The 17,705-nt window shown below is 51.7% G+C and carries 16 protein-coding genes; 4 read left to right on the top strand and 12 right to left on the bottom strand.

Going from position 1 to position 17,705, the window contains the following annotated elements:
• Window positions 1–217: 217 nt before the first annotated feature.
• Both AC50X8_RS10835 and AC50X8_RS10830 read right to left on the bottom strand, forming a co-directional pair.
• Window positions 218–1,729, bottom strand: a complete 1,512-nt coding sequence (locus tag AC50X8_RS10835; RefSeq protein ID WP_494879719.1) for a sugar ABC transporter ATP-binding protein — start codon at window positions 1,727–1,729, stop codon at window positions 218–220.
• Window positions 1,730–1,751: 22 nt separating this feature from the next.
• The gene (locus AC50X8_RS10830) at window positions 1,752–2,522 is read right to left on the bottom strand and encodes a DeoR/GlpR family DNA-binding transcription regulator (protein WP_494879716.1); all 771 of its coding nucleotides are present in this window, start codon (window positions 2,520–2,522) and stop codon (window positions 1,752–1,754) included.
• A gap of 176 nt (window positions 2,523–2,698) precedes the next feature.
• Here AC50X8_RS10830 and AC50X8_RS10825 point away from each other — a divergent pair, with 176 nt between their 5' ends.
• A complete protein-coding gene (locus AC50X8_RS10825) occupies window positions 2,699–4,426 on the top strand; it encodes a methyl-accepting chemotaxis protein (protein WP_494879995.1) in 1,728 nt (575 codons plus the stop codon).
• A gap of 177 nt (window positions 4,427–4,603) precedes the next feature.
• A complete protein-coding gene (locus AC50X8_RS10820; protein ID WP_494879715.1) occupies window positions 4,604–5,824 on the top strand; it encodes a ParB/RepB/Spo0J family partition protein in 1,221 nt (406 codons plus the stop codon).
• A 165-nt stretch (window positions 5,825–5,989) separates the two neighbouring features.
• Here the strand turns inward: AC50X8_RS10820 and AC50X8_RS10815 are convergent, their stop codons facing one another.
• The 3 genes from AC50X8_RS10815 to AC50X8_RS10805 all read right to left on the bottom strand — a co-directional run bounded on the left by AC50X8_RS10815 (window position 5,990) and on the right by AC50X8_RS10805 (window position 10,163).
• Window positions 5,990–7,609, bottom strand: coding sequence for an ABC-F family ATP-binding cassette domain-containing protein (locus tag AC50X8_RS10815; RefSeq protein WP_056042681.1), 1,620 nt, complete (start codon window positions 7,607–7,609; stop codon window positions 5,990–5,992).
• Between the two features lie 223 nt (window positions 7,610–7,832).
• Window positions 7,833–8,903, bottom strand: coding sequence for a Gfo/Idh/MocA family protein (locus AC50X8_RS10810; protein WP_056042682.1), 1,071 nt, complete (start codon window positions 8,901–8,903; stop codon window positions 7,833–7,835).
• Between the two features lie 138 nt (window positions 8,904–9,041).
• Entirely contained in the window at window positions 9,042–10,163 is a 1,122-nt protein-coding gene (locus AC50X8_RS10805) for an MBL fold metallo-hydrolase (RefSeq protein ID WP_494879714.1), read from the bottom strand.
• Window positions 10,164–10,335: 172 nt separating this feature from the next.
• Between AC50X8_RS10805 and AC50X8_RS10800 the strand changes: the two genes are divergently transcribed.
• A complete protein-coding gene (locus AC50X8_RS10800; RefSeq protein WP_494879713.1) occupies window positions 10,336–11,478 on the top strand; it encodes a virulence factor in 1,143 nt (380 codons plus the stop codon).
• Window positions 11,479–11,672: 194 nt separating this feature from the next.
• On the opposite strand, the gene AC50X8_RS10795 is transcribed toward AC50X8_RS10800, so the two are convergent.
• The 4 genes from AC50X8_RS10795 to AC50X8_RS10780 all read right to left on the bottom strand — a co-directional run bounded on the left by AC50X8_RS10795 (window position 11,673) and on the right by AC50X8_RS10780 (window position 15,843).
• The gene (locus AC50X8_RS10795; protein ID WP_494879712.1) at window positions 11,673–12,812 is read right to left on the bottom strand and encodes a transglutaminase domain-containing protein; all 1,140 of its coding nucleotides are present in this window, start codon (window positions 12,810–12,812) and stop codon (window positions 11,673–11,675) included.
• Between the two features lie 242 nt (window positions 12,813–13,054).
• Window positions 13,055–13,687, bottom strand: coding sequence for a bifunctional 4-hydroxy-2-oxoglutarate aldolase/2-dehydro-3-deoxy-phosphogluconate aldolase (locus tag AC50X8_RS10790; protein WP_056042692.1), 633 nt, complete (start codon window positions 13,685–13,687; stop codon window positions 13,055–13,057).
• A 21-nt stretch (window positions 13,688–13,708) separates the two neighbouring features.
• The gene (gene mutY, locus AC50X8_RS10785) at window positions 13,709–14,971 is read right to left on the bottom strand and encodes an A/G-specific adenine glycosylase (RefSeq protein WP_494879711.1); all 1,263 of its coding nucleotides are present in this window, start codon (window positions 14,969–14,971) and stop codon (window positions 13,709–13,711) included.
• A complete protein-coding gene (locus AC50X8_RS10780) occupies window positions 14,968–15,843 on the bottom strand; it encodes an AraC family transcriptional regulator (protein WP_494879710.1) in 876 nt (291 codons plus the stop codon). The genes mutY and AC50X8_RS10780 overlap by 4 nt, the downstream gene beginning before the upstream one ends.
• 175 nt (window positions 15,844–16,018) lie before the next feature.
• On the opposite strand from AC50X8_RS10780, the gene AC50X8_RS10775 reads away from it, so the two are divergent.
• Window positions 16,019–16,375, top strand: a complete 357-nt coding sequence (locus tag AC50X8_RS10775; RefSeq protein ID WP_056042699.1) for a c-type cytochrome — start codon at window positions 16,019–16,021, stop codon at window positions 16,373–16,375.
• 228 nt (window positions 16,376–16,603) lie between these two features.
• On the opposite strand, the gene acpS is transcribed toward AC50X8_RS10775, so the two are convergent.
• The 3 genes from acpS to AC50X8_RS10760 all read right to left on the bottom strand — a co-directional run bounded on the left by acpS (window position 16,604) and on the right by AC50X8_RS10760 (window position 17,691).
• The gene (gene acpS, locus AC50X8_RS10770) at window positions 16,604–16,999 is read right to left on the bottom strand and encodes a holo-ACP synthase (protein ID WP_494879709.1); all 396 of its coding nucleotides are present in this window, start codon (window positions 16,997–16,999) and stop codon (window positions 16,604–16,606) included.
• A gap of 79 nt (window positions 17,000–17,078) precedes the next feature.
• Window positions 17,079–17,402 (bottom strand): Rossmann-fold NAD(P)-binding domain-containing protein, encoded by a 324-nt coding sequence (locus AC50X8_RS10765; RefSeq protein WP_494879708.1) that lies wholly within the window; start codon window positions 17,400–17,402, stop codon window positions 17,079–17,081.
• The gene (locus AC50X8_RS10760; protein WP_494879707.1) at window positions 17,389–17,691 is read right to left on the bottom strand and encodes an SDR family NAD(P)-dependent oxidoreductase; all 303 of its coding nucleotides are present in this window, start codon (window positions 17,689–17,691) and stop codon (window positions 17,389–17,391) included. Before AC50X8_RS10760 ends, AC50X8_RS10765 begins: the two co-directional genes overlap by 14 nt.
• Window positions 17,692–17,705: the final 14 nt, after the last annotated feature.

The raw sequence follows: 17,705 nt of genomic DNA, 5'->3' as shown, positions 1-17,705 counted from the left end.
CTATACAGACATTCCCATTCCTTTTCATTGAGGGATTTTGTCGAATATAGATTTAAGATGTCGAATCGCGTGAACAAATTTTGATTTAACGACATTTTTCTCCTTTCTATTTTCCTTTTCAAGGTTATATAACAAAAAAATAGAACGACTTGTTAACTATCCATGAAGACAGTTATACAAGTCGTTCTATTGTTATAGCCACGCTATAAAATATCGGTTACCCCTCTCGCGCTGCCTCTCCACCGGAAGCATAATACAGAATACGCTCAAGCGTCGCTTCCTCTCTTAACATCGTATGGCGGATGGACCCGCCGTGCATGACGGCAATTCTATCGGACATGCCGAGCATTTCCGGGATATCGGAGGACAGCATAATGATCGATTTGCCGGACAGCACCAGCTCGTTCATAATGTTGTAAATGTCGATTTTGGAGACGACGTCGATGCCTGCCGTTGGCTCTTCAATAATGAAAATACGGGCATTGCTGAACAGCCACTTAGCTAAAATGACCTTCTTCTGTTTGCCGCCGCTGAGGTGCATCGGCAGCTCCGTCTCTTCGCCGGTAATTTCCAGGCGATCCATCAAATCTCTCGCATAAGCAGCTTCCTGTCCGCTGCGAATAAATCCGGCTCGCGACACGCGCGGGAGATTCGTCAGCGTAATATTTTCAGCAATCGGCGCATTTAAGAGCAGCCCTTCCTCTGAATGGAGGCCCGTCACATAGCAAATGCCATTTGCCTTCGCCTTATGCGGCGTCATCTCCTTAAAGATACGCCCATTCAAATGAATCGCACCTTCATAAGGACCCTCTATGCCAAAAAGCACCTTCGCGAGCGTTCGCCTCCCCGCGCCGCCAAGCCCGGCAATCGCCAAAATCTCGCCCCTGCGCAAGCTCAAATTGACATGGTTCAGCCTTCCCGCCACGCAAAGCCCTTCCGTTCTCAGCAGCTCGCCGCCGAGCTGTACCTTCAGCTTCGGGTAGCGGTTATGCAGCTCCTTACCCGCCATCGCTTCCATTATTTCCGGCATGCTTGCCGCATCGTCCATGCGCCAGGTCCGGATCACGGCACCATCACGCAGCAGCGTAGCCTGATCGGCAATATGCTGGAGATCCTCCATGCGGTGGGAAATGTAGATAATGGCCACGCCCAGCTTTTTCACATGGCGAATAGCCTCGAACAGCCGCTCGCATTCCTGATTGTTCAGTGCGGCCGTCGGCTCATCCATAATAATGATCCGGGCCTGCTGGGACAGCGCCCTGATCAGCTCAACGAAACGTTGATCGCCAATGGACAGCGAATTCACGCGCGCCCGGGAATCGACAGCCATACCAAATTGCTGTAAGTAGCTTGCGGTCTGCTCATGCAGCCGGTCCCAGTCGATCAGCTTCGGCCATAATAGCGGCTTCAAGGGCTCGCGACGCATATAAATATTTTCCGCAATGCTCAAATCCTGAAACAGCCGCAGCTCCTGATGAATCGCTGCAATGCCCAGCTCCTGCGCCTCATTCGGGCTGCCAATGCTGACAAGCTCCCCACCAATTGCAATCTCTCCAGAGTCTGGCGGAAAAAGTCCGGCTAATATTTTCATCAGCGTCGATTTGCCCGCCCCATTTTCCCCGATAATCGCATGAACCTGGCCGCTTTCAATCGTCAAATGGATGCCATCCAGCACACTCATTTCATTAAAGCGCTTTCTAATATTTCGCAGCGTCAATAATTTGCTCAACTTCGTTCTCTCCCCCGCAGGACTACTCCAGCTCAAACGTCGTATACAGCTTGATTGCATGTTCAAAATAATATTTTTTATATTCGGCCGGCAGCTGTTTGTTTGTGATTACTTTGCCCGCCATCGTCAGCTCTCCCAGCTTCGCAAAGCCCGGTATATCAAATTTCGTATAATCCGCTGCTATAATGATTTCACTCGCCATGCGCTGCACGCTCTGAATCATCATCGCTTCCTCATAGCTGTCTACCGTATAACCCGCCTGAAAATGAGCCCCCTTCACGCCAATAAACGCCTTCGTCACATAAATGCCGCTCAGCGTCTGCAGCGCAAAACCGCCTATGAGCGTAGAGGTGCCTGCAATTAAATCGCCGCCTGTCAGCATAACCTTCACACCTTGCGTATCTTTAAGCGCTAATGCGACTAGCAGATCATTCGTGACGACCGTCACTTTCTTCTCCTTCAATTGCCTGGCAATTTCCAAACAAGTTGTACCCGTCCCGATAAAAATCGCTTCGCCGTTCTCAATATGCCGCGAGGCAATTTGCCCAATAAGCCGCTTCTCGCCCTGCAGCTTGTCCTCTACTGCCAGTGTCGGCATGCCCGGCTGCTCTTCCTCATTCAGCACGGCACCGCCATATATTTTCACCAAAAAACCTTGCTGCTCCAGCTTGTCGAGATCCCGGCGAATCGTTACCTCGGTTACCGAGAAGCGTTCGCTCAGCTCCACAACGTCAACACGCTTGTCTTTTAATAAAATTTGTTTAATTTTTTTGATTCTCTCTATCGCAAACATAAGGTATGCTCCACTTTCTATGAATGATTCTTATGGTGCGATTATAGCATATTTCTGTTTGTTTGTGATTGGCCCTCTGCCCGCCCTAATAACGCCTTCTATTTTTGCCGATACATATAGGTAGTAAAACTTACGAACTATTGCTGCAAAAGATGCCAGGGAGGCTGCTTTCATTGATGAATAGCTTGTTTATGCGTATTTTTTTGTTTTTCTCGATTATTTTGCTTATTATTGGCTCGGTGCTTGGTGTTACGCTCTATCGTGCTTCCGCTCATTTAGTAGAAAACTCGATGGGAATGCAAGCGCAATCCGTAGCGGAGCGGGCAGCCAGCCTTGTTGATACGCAGCAATATGATAAGCTCAGCGAAGGCATGGAGCAAACTGATTATTACAATGAGCTTCGTGCCCAGCTTAACGATATGCGTGAAGCGAACGGCTTAAAATATTTATACACGCTCGGCATGCGCGAAGAGGACGGACAGCCGGTCTACTTCTACGTCGTTGATGGCGCCCCTCAGGACGTAGCAGAGGATGATTTTTCCCCCTTCGGTTCGGTTGAAGAGACTCCCTATGCTGGCATGATTACAACCTTTCAAGAAATGAAGCCGAGCATTGGCGAGCTGACTCAAGATGATTATGGGTCTACTTTATCTGCTTATGTGCCGATTATGTCTGCCGATGGCAAGCTGCTTGGCCTCGTCGGCGCTGATCTTGATGCGACTAAGGTGTTCGAGCTAATGGAACAAAACCGCAACACGATGATATGGATGGCACTGGCGATTTTTGTGCTCAGTCTGCTGCTCGTTTATTTGCTCGCCCGTTATTTGACAGGGCCGCTCGTCCAGCTTAAAAAGCTGATTGCCCGTGTCGGCAGCGGCGACTTAACGGTCGCCATTGACCTGAACCGCAAGGATGAGGTTGGACAGCTGGCCGCTGCTTTCAAGACGTTTGTAGAAGATACGCGGATGGTCATTAGCGGCATTCGCAGCAGCTCAGACCGGCTGCTTACAGCTGCCGAAGCCGTTTCTTCCCATTCCCTTGCGACGAAGGAAGCAGGCGTTACGATTACAGACAGCATTCAGCAAACGTCGGAAGGCGCTGCCGCACAGGTTGTACGCGCCGGAGAAGTCACGCATGCGATGGAAGCGATAACTTCAAGCATGCAGCATATTGCCCATTCCGCTGCCATCGTCTCATCCGTTTCGGAAGCGACGACAAGCAGCGCTAAAAATGGCGAAGAAGCGATTTCCGCTGTCATTGAGCGGATGGACACCATTCATGCCGCCACTTCCAAAATGACCGAAACGTCTGCACAGCTTGAGCAGCATTCCGGTAAAATTGTCGAGATTATTTCGATTATGAAAGGCATTGCCGCACAGACCAATTTGCTTGCCCTTAATGCTGGAATCGAGGCTGCCCGTGCAGGCGAGGAAGGGCGCGGCTTCGCCGTCGTTGCCTCCGAGGTGAGAAAGCTTGCCACACAATCACAGGAATCCTCCGAGCATGTGGCGACGCTCATCGCTGAAATTGTCCGCCATACCTCCGAGCTGTCCAGGCAGATGGAAACGAGCAATACGGAAGTAGTCGCAGGACTAAGCGTTGTACAGGAAGCCGGAGCATCGTTCTCCTCCATCCATTCCGGCATTGGCACGATTAATGAGCGCCTGCACGAAGTATCTGCCGCATCCGAACAGCTATCCGCCGGATCGCAGGAGGTTGCGGCCTCCATCGAGGATATGGAGAGCATCTCCCGCGGGTCGGCCTCCCGTTTTGAACAGGTTGCTGATGCTTCAGGGCTGCAGCTGGCCTCTATGAATGAGATCAGCTCATCAGCGGAATCGCTGCGTCAGCTCTCTGAGGAGCTAAACGCACTCATTAGCCGTTTTAAAACGGAACAAGCATAAATAAACGTTTCCTTCCTTTGTATGCGGCGCCCGTTTCGCAGTGAAATAGAAGCATAATATCCCGTCATTTCTAGGGCCTTCATTTCCCCGAAGGCCCTCCTTGTTATATAATGAAGGTTGGCCCATTAGCCCTGCCACGCTGGCATGGAAGCCTGGTTTATAGATAGGAGAGTAGATATGGACATTATACAAATGGATATTAATCTGATTGATGAAGATACGGACCAGCCCCGTTACCAATTCGACGAGCAGTCGCTGCAGGAGCTCATAACCAGCATCTCGGAGCTTGGCTTGCTGTCGCCGATTAAAGTCAGAAAAACGGATAACGGACGCTACAAAATTATATATGGCAACCGCAGATATAAAGCTTGCATCGCGCTCGGGAAGCCGACGATTCCTTGCATCGTCTCGACGATGACCAATGAAATGGATATTTATTTGGAGCAAATCGCCGAAAATTTGACGCGTGAGGGCTTCTCGCCGATTGAAGAGGCGGAGGCGTTTCACAAGCTGCTGAACAATGAGAAATTCAGCAGCTCGGTGAAATTTCTGGCGAGCAAGCTCAGCAAGCCGGAATCGTATATAAAAAATAAATGCGAGCTGCTCAAATTCAGCAGCGCGGTCAAGAAGCGGATCGTCAGCGGCACAGCAATCCGCAAGGATATGCTGACGGAAGATCAGCTGCTTCCGCTTAAAGATTTGCCGATGGAGCTGCGCGACCCGCTCGCGCTTATTTTTGCGCGTGACGAAATGCCAGTCAGCGATGTCAAGAAAATCGCCAAGCTATTCAAAGATCCAGACATTTCCGCTAGCACGAAGGAGAAGCTGCTGTTCAAGAACGGCCCCGCGCTGCTCGAAACGTGGTCCATACGCCAGAACAACAAAGCTGAACGGGCTAAGCCTGCCCAGCCAGCAGAGCCGAAAAAGAAAGCTGCCCCCTCGCAAGCGGAGCAGCAATCTGGGCAGCAGCCTATGCAGCAGCTTGTACAAGGGCAAGAACAGCAGCAGGTCGGCGTATTGGACAATCTGCCTAATCAAACAGCTTTGCTTGCTGCTGATGCGGCTTCTGCAGATATCGCAGCTGTTTCGGTTTCGGCCGCGCAGCCACCTGCTGCTAATGGGTCTGCAGCAACTGCTCCTGCTCCTGTTACAGCCGTAGTGACAGGAGCTACTGCCGAAGCAGAAGCGGATGTCGATGGGGATGTCGATGGCATGCCTCCTGTGCTGGCCCAGCTTCAGCAATTAATGATGACGCTGGAGGCTGCGGGCGCGCCGCCACTGGCAAAAGCGCTTGAAAGCATGGAAACGGAAGCCAGAGACACTTTTCTACAGGACGTCGACAAGCTAATTGTCCATTTGCAGCATCAGCTGATGGAATGGAACCAGCTTAAAGAATAGCCTACCTAATACCAAGCTTTATACGTTCTTTAAGAGTTTACTATTGCTATTGCTAGTGCTACTACAATTGCTATAAACCCGCTGCATCAAACACAAAAAAGGCTGCCCTATCGTCCATACAGACGAGGGGCAGCCTTTCTCTATTGCAAGCTGAATCCAGCTCTATTATTCTGCGTACATTTTTTCCCGAAGCGCTTTAACCTCTTCGCTTTCAAGGTACTCATCATACGTCATCATGCGATCAATCAGTCCGTTAGGCGTAATTTCCATAATGCGGTTGGCAATCGTTTGAACGAACTGATGGTCATGCGAAGTGAACAGAACCGTGCAATCCGTATCGATCAAGCCGTTATTGAGCGCTGTAATGGATTCGAGATCCAAGTGATTCGTCGGCTCATCCATCAGGAATACGTTGGAGCCGCTGAGCATGATTTTGGATAGCATACAGCGGACCTTTTCTCCACCGGACAATACGCTTGCTTTCTTAATCGCATCGTCGCCAGAGAACAGCATGCGTCCAAGGAAGCCGCGAATGAAGGTCTCATCCGGATCTTTGGAATACTGGCGCAGCCACTCGACCAAGTTCAGATCAACACCGTCGAAGTACGACGAGTTGTCTTTCGGGAAATAGCCTTGCGTTGTTGTAACGCCCCACTGGTAAGTACCAGCATCCGCTTCAACCTCGCCCATCAAAACTTGGAACAATAGCGTCTTCGGCTGTTCGTTCGGGCCAACAAAAGCGATTTTATCGCCTTTATTAACGGCAATCGTCAGGTTATCCAGCACCTTCACGCCTTCTACAGACTTCGTCAAGCCTTCTACGAGCAGCAGCGATTTGCCTGCTTCGCGTTCGCCCTTGAAGTTGATAAACGGATATTTCCGGTTCGAAGGACGAATGTCATCGAGGGAAATTTTATCAAGCAGCTTCTTACGGGAAGTTGCCTGCTTGGATTTCGATTTGTTCGCGCTGAAACGCTGAATGAACGCTTGCAGCTCTTTAATTTTGTCTTCCTTCTTCTTGTTCTCGCCGCGCATCAAGGAAAGCGCCAGCTGGCTGGACTCATACCAGAAGTCGTAGTTGCCGACATACATCTGGATTTTACCAAAATCGATATCGGCGATATGCGTACATACCGTGTTTAGGAAGTGACGGTCATGGCTGACCACGACGACAGTTCCTTCATATTTTGCAAGGAAATCTTCTAACCAGCGGATCGACTCAATGTCCAAGTGGTTGGTAGGCTCATCGAGCAGCAAAATGTTCGGTTCGCCGAACAATGCTTGCGCGAGCAATACACGTACCTTCTCGTTACCGCTCAGCTCCGACATCGACTTGTCATGCAGATCTGGCGTGATGCCAAGGCCGTTCAGCATTTCTGCCGCTTGCGACTCGGCTTCCCAGCCGTTCATGTCGGCGAATTCAGCTTCCAGCTCGCCTGCGCGCATGCCGTCTTCATCGGTAAAATCAGCTTTCGCATACAGCGCATCTTTCTCTTTCATTACATCATAAAGCTTCTTGTGGCCCATCATAACCGTTTCAATAACAGCAAACTCGTCATATTCAAAATGGTTCTGTCTGAGTACAGCAAGACGCTCGCCCGGTGTAATATGAACCTCACCGCTTGATTGCTCTACTTCTCCGGACAATATTTTCAAAAACGTCGATTTACCTGCGCCGTTCGCGCCAATAAGGCCGTAGCAGTTGCCCGGCGTAAACTTAATGCTAACATCTTCAAAAAGCGCCCGCTTCCCAAATCGAAGCGTTATGCCAGTAGTACTAATCATGGTTCCAATCCCGTCCTTCACATTCATTCTCATTATCTTGCATTATTATAGCACAGTATGCCCGCAAACGAACCTCGAATTGTCAATTCGCTGCATTTTTGCGCGCGAACAGGCCCCGGTGAAGCTGCCGTTTCAAACGGCGACCTTCGGGACCGTGCTCCTTATGTGCCCTGCGCCTGCAAGGCCGCATAAGGCCTTCTGCGCTGCTAACCCTGCTCCAAGCTTAGTCCCAGTGCAGCTTCACTTCATTGCCGGTACGGGAGGATTCGTAGATCGCATCCAATATCCGACTGTTCGTATATCCACTTAGCGCCGAAGCAATCGGCTGCTTGCCTTCGTTAATGCAGTCGATGAAATGCCTGCTCAGCAGCACGCGGTCCTCTTCTCCATCAAATGGCGCGATTTCTGATTCCACTACTTTATCATCCTCATGGGTAACGAAGCAGCCGTTCGTACCAACAAGCGCCGCTCCGCCTTCCGTACCCATCAGATGGATAAATGGCTCCTCGCTTAGCGAAGCCGAATGTGCAGCCCAGCTTACGTCCAGCGACAAGGTCGCGCCATTTTCAAACTTGATCAGCGCTGTCGCCAAATCCTCAACATCATAATAGCCGTCCCAATTCGGCGTACCCCAAGTGCCGATGCCGCGGCGCTTCGGGCCAAACTCGGCATACGTCGAGCCATATACCGATACCGGACGCGGGTTTCCCATCAAATATAGCGACAAATCAAGCATATGCACGCCAATATCGATAAGCGGGCCGCCACCTGCCTGATCCTTGCGGGTAAACCATGAACCCCAGCCTGGAATGCCTTTTTTGCGGAACCAACCGGTTTTTACATTGTAGATGGAGCCGAGATCGCCATTTTCCACACGCGCTTTAATGGCACGGTTAATGCCGAGCCAGCGCATTTGATGCGCCATCATAAGTACTTTGCCAGCAGCCTGCGACGCTTCATAAATGGTGCGGGCCGCCTCGGAATCAATTGCCATCGGCTTCTCAAGCAGCACATGCTTGCCCTGCTTCAATGCCTCAATGGCTAAAGGCGCGTGAAATTGGTTCGGAACGCCGATAATGACTGCATCGAGCTCCGGATCTTCCAAGAGCGCCTGCGGGCTTTCGTGAATCGTCGCGATGCCAAATTCCGCTGCGCGCTGCTCAGCAAGCGGCAAATATACATCCGTTACTGCCGTTACAATTGCGGCTTCGGCCCCAACCTTCTGAAACGTTTCCATATGCACTTTGCCGATAGCCCCGGCCCCAATAATCCCAATACGAATCGGTTGACTCATTACGTGCTCCTCCTAATAACGATGCGCTGTTATTTATTATTGTCGTTCATTGTCTATTTGCCTGCTTACTAAGTATACGCTTGAAACGGGCAGGAAGTCATTTCACAGTTTTGGCATTCTCTTGTCCGCGTTTGGCATTTATTGTCCTGCAAGCCGCCAAGATTCCCCATGAGGCAGCACGACTATCCGCTCTTCCTCAATACAGCGGCTTTCCCGGCAAGCTTCTAGGCGGTCCAGCGCTTCGCGCGGCGTATCATCAGCCAGCTTGAAGGCACCATAATGCATCGGCACAAAATACTTCGCCTTCACATCCTCGAACGCCTGCAGCGATTCCTCCGGCGTCACATGCTGCGGCCCCATGAACCATTCCGGTTCATAGGCGCCTATCGGCATGAGCGCAACATCGATATGGAATTTGCGCCCAATGTCCTTAAAGCCGGGAAAATATCCGCTGTCACCTGCAAAATAGACGGTGGGCGCAATTCCCGTTACAGGACGGGCAGCATGTCCCGGCCCGTGGGAATGGCCCAGGCGATCTGCTGCTTTGACTGCTTCCGATGCTGCTGCTGCTGCTGCTGGCTGCTCACGCTCCGCCACACTGCTACTTCCGCCCATGCCGTGCAGATGCACTTGCGCGTGCGAGTGGTCGCCGCTTCCGCTTGGCAGCGTTGCATATGGCTCCATCACCCAGCCGCCCCAATGCGAGCTGTTCGTATCCCACGGATTGCGCCTCGTCCAGTGCTGAGACGGCACGAACGTGAATTTTACGCCATGAATATGGACCGATTCCCACCAATGCAGCTCCTTAATGCGGCGAAAGCCCTTGAGCTTAAGCTTGCCTGCAAGTCCCGCAGGGACGAGAATTTGCTTCACGCCTCCCAGCTTGCGGAGCGAGTTAATGTTCAAATGGTCATAGTGCGAATGCGAAATGAGCACGACGTCAACCGGGGGTACATCGCTGATGGGAATGCCCGGGGGCGCAAGCCTTTTTTCAAAAGCCATATTCCCTGACCAGACCGGGTCCGTCACAATGTTGAGCCCCGCCATCTGGATTAGAAAAGTCGAATGTCCGACCCATGTGACGGAAGGATGCTTGCGATTGTGGTGCAAATATTGCAGATCCGGCTCTACATTCGGCACGGTATATGAATAATCTTTGATTTTCATCTTGTTTGATCGTTCTGAGCGCCATCTTTGAAACTGTTTAAAGGAGTTATGCTGTTCAACCTGCTGCTGATTCTCAAATCTTCTGGGTTTCATCCTGGCTTCCTCCTACGCGTTACGAAAATAGAGTATAGCTTTAAGATACCAACTAAGAGTGATCGAAGCAACTTTCCTGACACTTCTAATGCACCTTGTATTCGCATCCTCCTGCAAATTCATGTAAACTAAACCCATAACCTTTGAATTGTATGAACGGAGGATGATAAATGTGAAGCTTTTATCCATTGAACCGACGCCCAGCCCGAACTCCATGAAACTGAATATGGATGAATCGCTGCCGCGCGGCGTAAGACAAACTTTTTCGAAAAAAGAAGCAGAAAGCGCACCGGAGCCACTGAAAAGCCTCCTTGCTATAGAAGGGGTGCGCAGCATTTTCCGCACCGCTGATTTTATTGCCCTGGACCGCGTATCGAGTGCGGATTGGGCGTTCATTCTCGCCGAAGCAAGAACGCTGCTGCACGGCGACGACAGCGGAGCTGGGCAAGCAGCCTTGACCGAGAACAGCTACGGCGAGGCGCATGTGCTCGTACAGATGTATCGGGGCATTCCGATGCAGGTACGAGTGAAAAATGGCGAGCGCGAAGCCCGCTCCGCGCTGCCCGAGCAGTTCACGAACGCCGTCAGCGAGGCGGCCGGCTCCTCGATGATCCGCGAACGCAAGCTGGAGGAGTTCGGCATCCGCTATGGCGAGCTTGAAGAAATCGCCGCCGATGTCGTCCGCGAGCTGGAAGCCGCCTATACGGCGGAGCGGCTAGTAGAGCTAATCGCCGCCGCCAAGGCGCAAGGCGCAGCGGACGGCGATGCCGCACCCGCTCCGGCACGGCCGGCTCCGCTAACCGCGGGCGAAATTGCCGAGCGGCTGGAATCGCCGGACTGGCGCATTCGTTATGCCGCGCTTGACCGCCTGACGCCCGAGCCTGCGCTGCTGCCGCTGCTTGCCAAGGCGCTGACCGACGACACGGTGTCGATCAGACGGCTCGCCGTTGTCTATTTGGGCGACCTTCGCACAGATGAGGCGATGCCTTATTTATTCCAGGCGCTTCGCGACAAATCGGTATCGGTTCGCAGAACAGCTGGGGATACCCTTTCCGATTGGGGCGATCCTGCCGCTACTGCGCCGATGATCGAATCGCTCAGCGACACGAACAAGCTTGTGCGCTGGCGGGCCGCCCGTTTCCTGTATGAAGTTGGCGACGAATCGGCTATTCCTGCCCTGCGCATTGCAGCACAGGACAGCGAGTTCGAGATTCAGCTGCAAGCGCAAATCGCCTTGGAGCGCATCGAGCGTGGCGAGGAAGCGGCAGGCTCCGTCTGGCAGCAAATGACGGCCGCCCGCCAGCAGAGCAAATAAAGCTCGAGCTGCATATGCTTTGCGCTCTTACTTAAAGATTACCTTTTCTTTTGCCGCTATAAACAAAAGACCTCCTGGCTCACCTTCAGTAAGTTGAAGGGAGACAGGAGGTTTTTTGCTATTTGAATCGCTTTGCTATTGGGATCATTTTTTCGCTGTAAAGCTTATGCTTAACTGTGCGGCTCGTACAATATTCAATAGGTCAGCTGCAATTTCACCAGCTGCGAGCCATCATGCAAATAGGGCTCATAGCGCGCTGAATAGCCAATCGGCACTTGCAGCGCAGCTACGGCGCTTTTGAGATCAGCAGAAAACGTATCGCCTTTCAAATAGCGAAACTCCAGGCTGGTCGCTCCGCGTTTTACGCCAGCGCGGATTTTTTCTGTCAGCGCCGCGCGATCAGCGACGATGTTTTCCGGCTTCAGCCACTGAAAGCCAAGCTGCTGCCCAAGCTTTTTGTAAGAAGCTGCGGCGGAGCCGCCTTTCTTCTCAAGCTTGTCTAGCTCTGCGGAATACGAAGTAGTCGCGGCTGGATAGCTTTTTTTCCATTGATGGTCATGACGCATTTCCTTGTCCGTTTTTAAATAATAGCTGTACTGGATCGTATCGGCTGGCGCTGCGGGATCGGTCGCTACCGGATCATCCCATGTCACATCGAGATGGTACCAATGCCCATCCAGCTTCACCATATTCCACGCATGATCGCCCGTATCAACTGTACCCTCGGCAATTTTCGTCGTAATGCCCGCTTCACTCAGCATTTTGTAGGCAAGCAGCGCATAGCCCTGGCATACCGCGCTTCCAGTCGTAATCGCTTCATAAGCGGTATAATTGCTCAGCGACTGGTCATATCTCAGCTTGCCCGCAATCCAGTCATGAATAGCCTTCACCTTCAAATGGTCATTCATGCCTGAGGTTATAAGCTTCCTAAGCTGCTGCGCGACTACGCGGTCAACCTCGGCCGTCTGCTCCTTCGATTCCCGGTAGCTCGCCTCCATCTTGATCGTTGAACGAGTACCGAGACTGCGCGTCGTATACACATACGACTCCAAAATATACGCCGTATAATCATCCTTCGCCATCGCGCGGTCAATAATAGATTTAAGCTCCGCCGACAGCTTGCTGCTATCCCCGTTATATTGAAGCGTAAAATGCTCTTCTCTATTTTTAAAATGTGCGGCCAATTCCTGCTCCAATTGACTGATCGTTCCGCTGCCTTGGCCCTGCTGCTCCGATGCTGCAAATACAGGCAGCCACTCCGGCTTCATTGTAAAATAAAGCGTGCCTAACACCGCCACCGCAATAACTGCCGGTTTCCAAATGGAAAAACGCATCATACTCACCCACCTTTTTTGTAACCGATTTCCTTCTTGTAATAAAACTGTAATATATCGCTCAGGTTATATTCATCTTATCCAATTATACTAGCTTTATGACCCCCCTTTATTATATATTCTCTCTTGCAGCCTGCGGCCTTGTTGCCGCAGGCCCTTTTGTTTATTCATTACCCCCATTGGATGATAGAAAACTCATAATATACAATTGCTAGTTTGGGGTAACGATGGATGAGCCCGAATTACAGCTTGCTCACCGCATCAACGAACTGCCGCGCCCGCTCCGTAACAAGTTCAAGCTTGCCTTCGCGTACCCATTCAAGGTTAACGAGCTTGCTGCCCAGACCGACGGCATTTGCGCCAGCGCCGAAATATTCGCCGAGGTTATGCAAATCCGCTCCGCCTGTCGCCATAATCGGAATATGGTCCAGCGGGCCGCGAATTTCAGCCAAATATTTTGTGCCCAGCGTTCCCATCGGGAACAGCTTGACCGCTTCCGCTCCAGCCTTCCAAGCTTTGACGATTTCGGTAGGGGTCATGACGCCAGGCCACACAGATACGCCATGCTCCGCGCCGTAAGCAATAACCTCCTCGTCGAGATTCGGCGAAATAATAAACTGTGCCCCTGCCGCTAATGCCTCCTGCGCCATCTTAAGGTCCAGCACCGTACCTGCGCCGACAATAGCCTGACCGTCAAACTTGTTTCGCCAGCGATGGATCATCGTTGTAGCGCCTTGCGTATTCAGCGTAATTTCCATTAGGCGGATTCCGCCGTCTATTAATGCTTGTCCTGCCGCATCAGCATGGCGATCCTCAATTCCTCTAAGAATTGCAACGATTTTGTGCTCAAGCAGCTGCTTCAACGTTTCGCTCATTCCAAAGCTCCCCCTTCGGCTTTACAAATCCTGATTCCAATAATCTCGTAAAATTTTCAAAAATAAATTCGGAAAGGCCAGCTCATCCATATGCTCCGGTCCAATCCATCGATACGGCTCGCGGGGCTCTCCCTGCTGTTCCGCCTGCTCTGTTCGCTCTGCCTGCCCTGCTTGCTCAACCTGCTCTGCAAGCTGCTTTCCAGCAGCTGTATAGACAGCCGCAGCTTCAGCAGCCATTTGCGCCATTGGCACCGTAGGCCCTGCATTCATCGTACCTAGATCCGCCTTATAAACTCTCATTTTCCAATGGATATGGCTGAAAATATGATCGGCATCCATCAGCTGGCGCTGAGGACGAATGAGCAAGCCCGTATCGCCTGCGACGGCCTCGGTCAGCAGACCGCCAAGCGGTGCTTGCTCTGTCAGCTGCTCTTCCCCGAAACGCAGCAGCGGTTCCAGCTCCTTCGGCACGAGCAAATGCGGCAGCTCCCACATTTGGGCAAGCAGCCCGGTTGCCGGACGCTGCCGGACAAGCACCTTGCCTTTATGCTCACCTGAGCCTTCGATTATGACGCCAATGCGCGCTTCCGGCCGCGGCGGCTTCGCCTTCGATTTAATAGGAAGCACCGTCTCGCGGCCTTCGATTCTTGCCTCGCAATGCTCCATAACCGGACATGGCAGGCAGCTAGGCGACTTTGGCGTACAGACGAGCGCTCCCAGCTCCATTAGTGCTTGATTGAAATCGCCTGCTGCGCCTTCAGGAATGAGCTCGGCGGCGAGCTTTTCGATTTTCACCCGCGTGGCTGGCTTCGCAATATCATCCTCCAGCGCAAAATAACGGGAAAGCACGCGCATGACGTTGCCATCTACAGCTGGCTCAGGCCGATTAAAGGCGATGCTCATAATCGCCCCGCTCGTATAAGGCCCAACGCCTTTCAATGCGGCGACGGCTGTTTTATCATCCGGCACCTGCCCTTGATGCAGCTCCATCACTTGGCGCGCTCCCGCTTGCAAATTCCGCGCCCGCGAGTAATAGCCAAGCCCCTCCCAGCACTTAAGCACCTCAGGCTCGGGAGCTTCGGCAAGCGCCTGAACCGAGGGGAATTTGTCCATAAATCGTTCATAATAAGGAATAACGGTATCGACTCTCGTTTGTTGAAGCATAATTTCCGATACCCATATCCGGTAAGGATCGCGGCTTTTACGCCATGGCAAATCGCGATTGCCTCTCCGGTACCAATGCAGCAGTTCTCTGCTGAAATGTTGTTTTGCTTCCGCTGTCATGTATTTCTGTACTCCTCTCGATCTGTTTGCCCCGCCTCCTGCCAAGCGCTGCTGCATATAATTCGGCGGTATTCCGAAGGCGTAATGCCCGTCTGCTGCTTGAACAGCCGTGACAAATAATGATTGAGCATGCCGACCTCCGCCGCAATTGCGGCAATCGGCAAATTCGTCGTGCGCAGCAGCTTCTTGGCGGTCGCTATTCTCCGCTGCGTGATGTATTGAACGAGCGAGCAGCCGACTTTATTTTTAAACGCAGCATGAAATCCTTCAGCCGACAGGTCTGCCAGTCTGGCCAGCACACCAATTGGAATTTGATATTTCAAATTTTCTTCAATAAAATTAAGCACTTCATCATAGACAAGCACATCATTCCAGTGCTCATGCTCGGACAGCTGCAGCAAAGTTGTGTTTTGCGTCCGGCTGTCCTCCATGAAAAGCGCAATCAGCTCGAAAAGCACAGCCTTCGTCCGCAATTCTCCCGTGAGGTCGCTCTCTTCCTGCGCCGCGAGCATCTTCGTAAACAGCTGCTTCACGATCTGCGCATCCTTTACTTCAACCTCTAACGGCAAATGAGCCAAATGGATATAGGATTCGGCAGCCATCTCCGCGCGGAAATGGCACCAATAATGGATAAAATGATTATCGCCCAGCGAGCCATACCTTCGTGCCCAGCCTGGACGCAGCAAATACAGCCGCCCGGCGCTGACCTTATATTGGGTCTCGTTCATTTCCAGCCAACCTTCACCTTTATCGACGTAGCATAAGCAGAAATAGTCAGGCTCAGCGCGCCTCATTATCCAGCCTGCTGGGCTTTTCGAATAGGATGCCACCATCACATCAGCCTTTAGCTGCTTAAACTGTTGGTTGAGCATATGTTCGCCAGTTATTTCCATATTCCTTCCATGCCTACCGATCTCTTGTCGTATTTTCTTGTTAGCCTTTTCTATTATAGCGCCCCCCTTGGCAAAATCCTATGGAAGTTGCAGCAAGCAATCCGCTATACTGAGTCTATGATTTCCTAAAATTGATAACTTGGGAGGAACCCTTATGTTACGCATTTCTCTATCAGTCTGGGGCAAAATGCTGCTGCTTGCAGTCCTGACTACCGTTTTGCTTGCTGCCTGCGGAGGCACTTCACAGCCAGGAACGAAAGCAACGCCGCATATGGATGCGCCTGACGGCACCGCCTCTGTCTATAAATCCAATTGCATCAGCTGCCACGGCACAGACCTGCAGGGCCGCATGGGTACTGAGACCAATCTGCAGCAGGTTGGAGCCCGGATGAGCGAGGCAGACATTGTGAAGCAGCTCCAAAATGGCAAAGGCTCCATGCCTCCCTTCAAGGATCGTCTCACAAGTGAGGAAATCGCTGGACTAGCCGCTTGGCTTGCTGGCAAGAAATAGACGAGCAGGCTTGTCCGCCGCCATCGGAATAGGCGGCGAGCAAGCCTGCTGCCAACACATGCTGTATAATATAACGTGCCGAATGATAGCGGCAGCTAAGATGCTTGAATTCAGTCTCCTTATCTTTATCGGCAGCAAGCCCCCTGATAATGACAAAGTTGACATCAACATTACAATTCGTAGCATAATTTTGTATAACCAACTATTTTGCTACAATAAGCAGCTCGTTTAGGCAAGCCGTTCGACAATGGCTACGGCAGATGCCAGCTCCCGGTCATGCGTAATCGTAATATGAACGCGTATTGCGGCAGCAGATAAACCCAGCCTTTGCCACGCCCCTTCGGACAATACACACTCCGGCTTCCCGGCTTCCGAACGTAAAATATTAATATCGCCAAAGCCAATAATGCCGCCAATGCCACAGCCAAACGCTTTGACTACCGCCTCCTTCGCCGCAAAACGGCCCGACGCAAATTGAACTTTTCGCTTCCCTTCATAACCCTCTCCGAGTTTAAGCTCCTGCTCTGTCAAAATTCGCTGCAAAAATCTCCTCGCCGAGCTGCCGGCAAGTATCCCCTGCATTCTGTTCATATCCGTTATATCATGGCCAATTCCTACTATCATTGCTTCGCCTGCCTTCAATGATTACTCGCTCTGTGCTCTGCCTGACTCCTGTGTCCTATCGCTATCCCGCCTGCAAGTGCTACCAAGGCCGCTGCGAGCCATCTGGATTCAAAAGCATAAGCTCCGGTCTTGCCCCTGACTTCACTTCGACAAGCTGGCGCTCCATAATTTCAATAAGCGCAATCGCCGAACGATCCGGCGTAAAATCACCTTCTGCATCAAGCTTGCCCTGCATATAGGTTTGAACCCGGCCGGGATGAAGCACGAGCACATGGCCTCCGCCCTCTTTAATACGGTTGTAAACGAGTTTGGATTGCATATTTAATGCTGCCTTCGACATACAGTAGCCAAACCAGCTCGTACGCGTGCTGTCTTCGATGCTGCCCGCTTCAATCGAGCTCATCCACCACGCTGGCCTCAATATCGCCAAGTATGGCCGCATTGTTGATAACGATATCCAGCTTATCGGTATGTATAGCTACAAGCCGCGATGCTTCCTTAACGGAAGCATCCTCCGCAACGTTTAATTCAATCATATGAAGCCGCTCGCCGTACTGCTGCTTTAGCTCAGACAAGCCTTGCCAATCCGAGGCATAACGCCCGGCAAATACGGTAAATCCCTTCAACAGCAGCTGCCTGACAAAGCCGAGGCCCAGACCGCGATCCGCTCCGGTCACTAACGCATATCCCATGCCCTATTCCCCCA

Source organism: Paenibacillus sp. JT22N15 (assembly GCF_059383755.1).
Note: the sequence above shows the minus strand (reverse complement) of the source record. Positions and strands in the feature narration are given on the sequence as shown.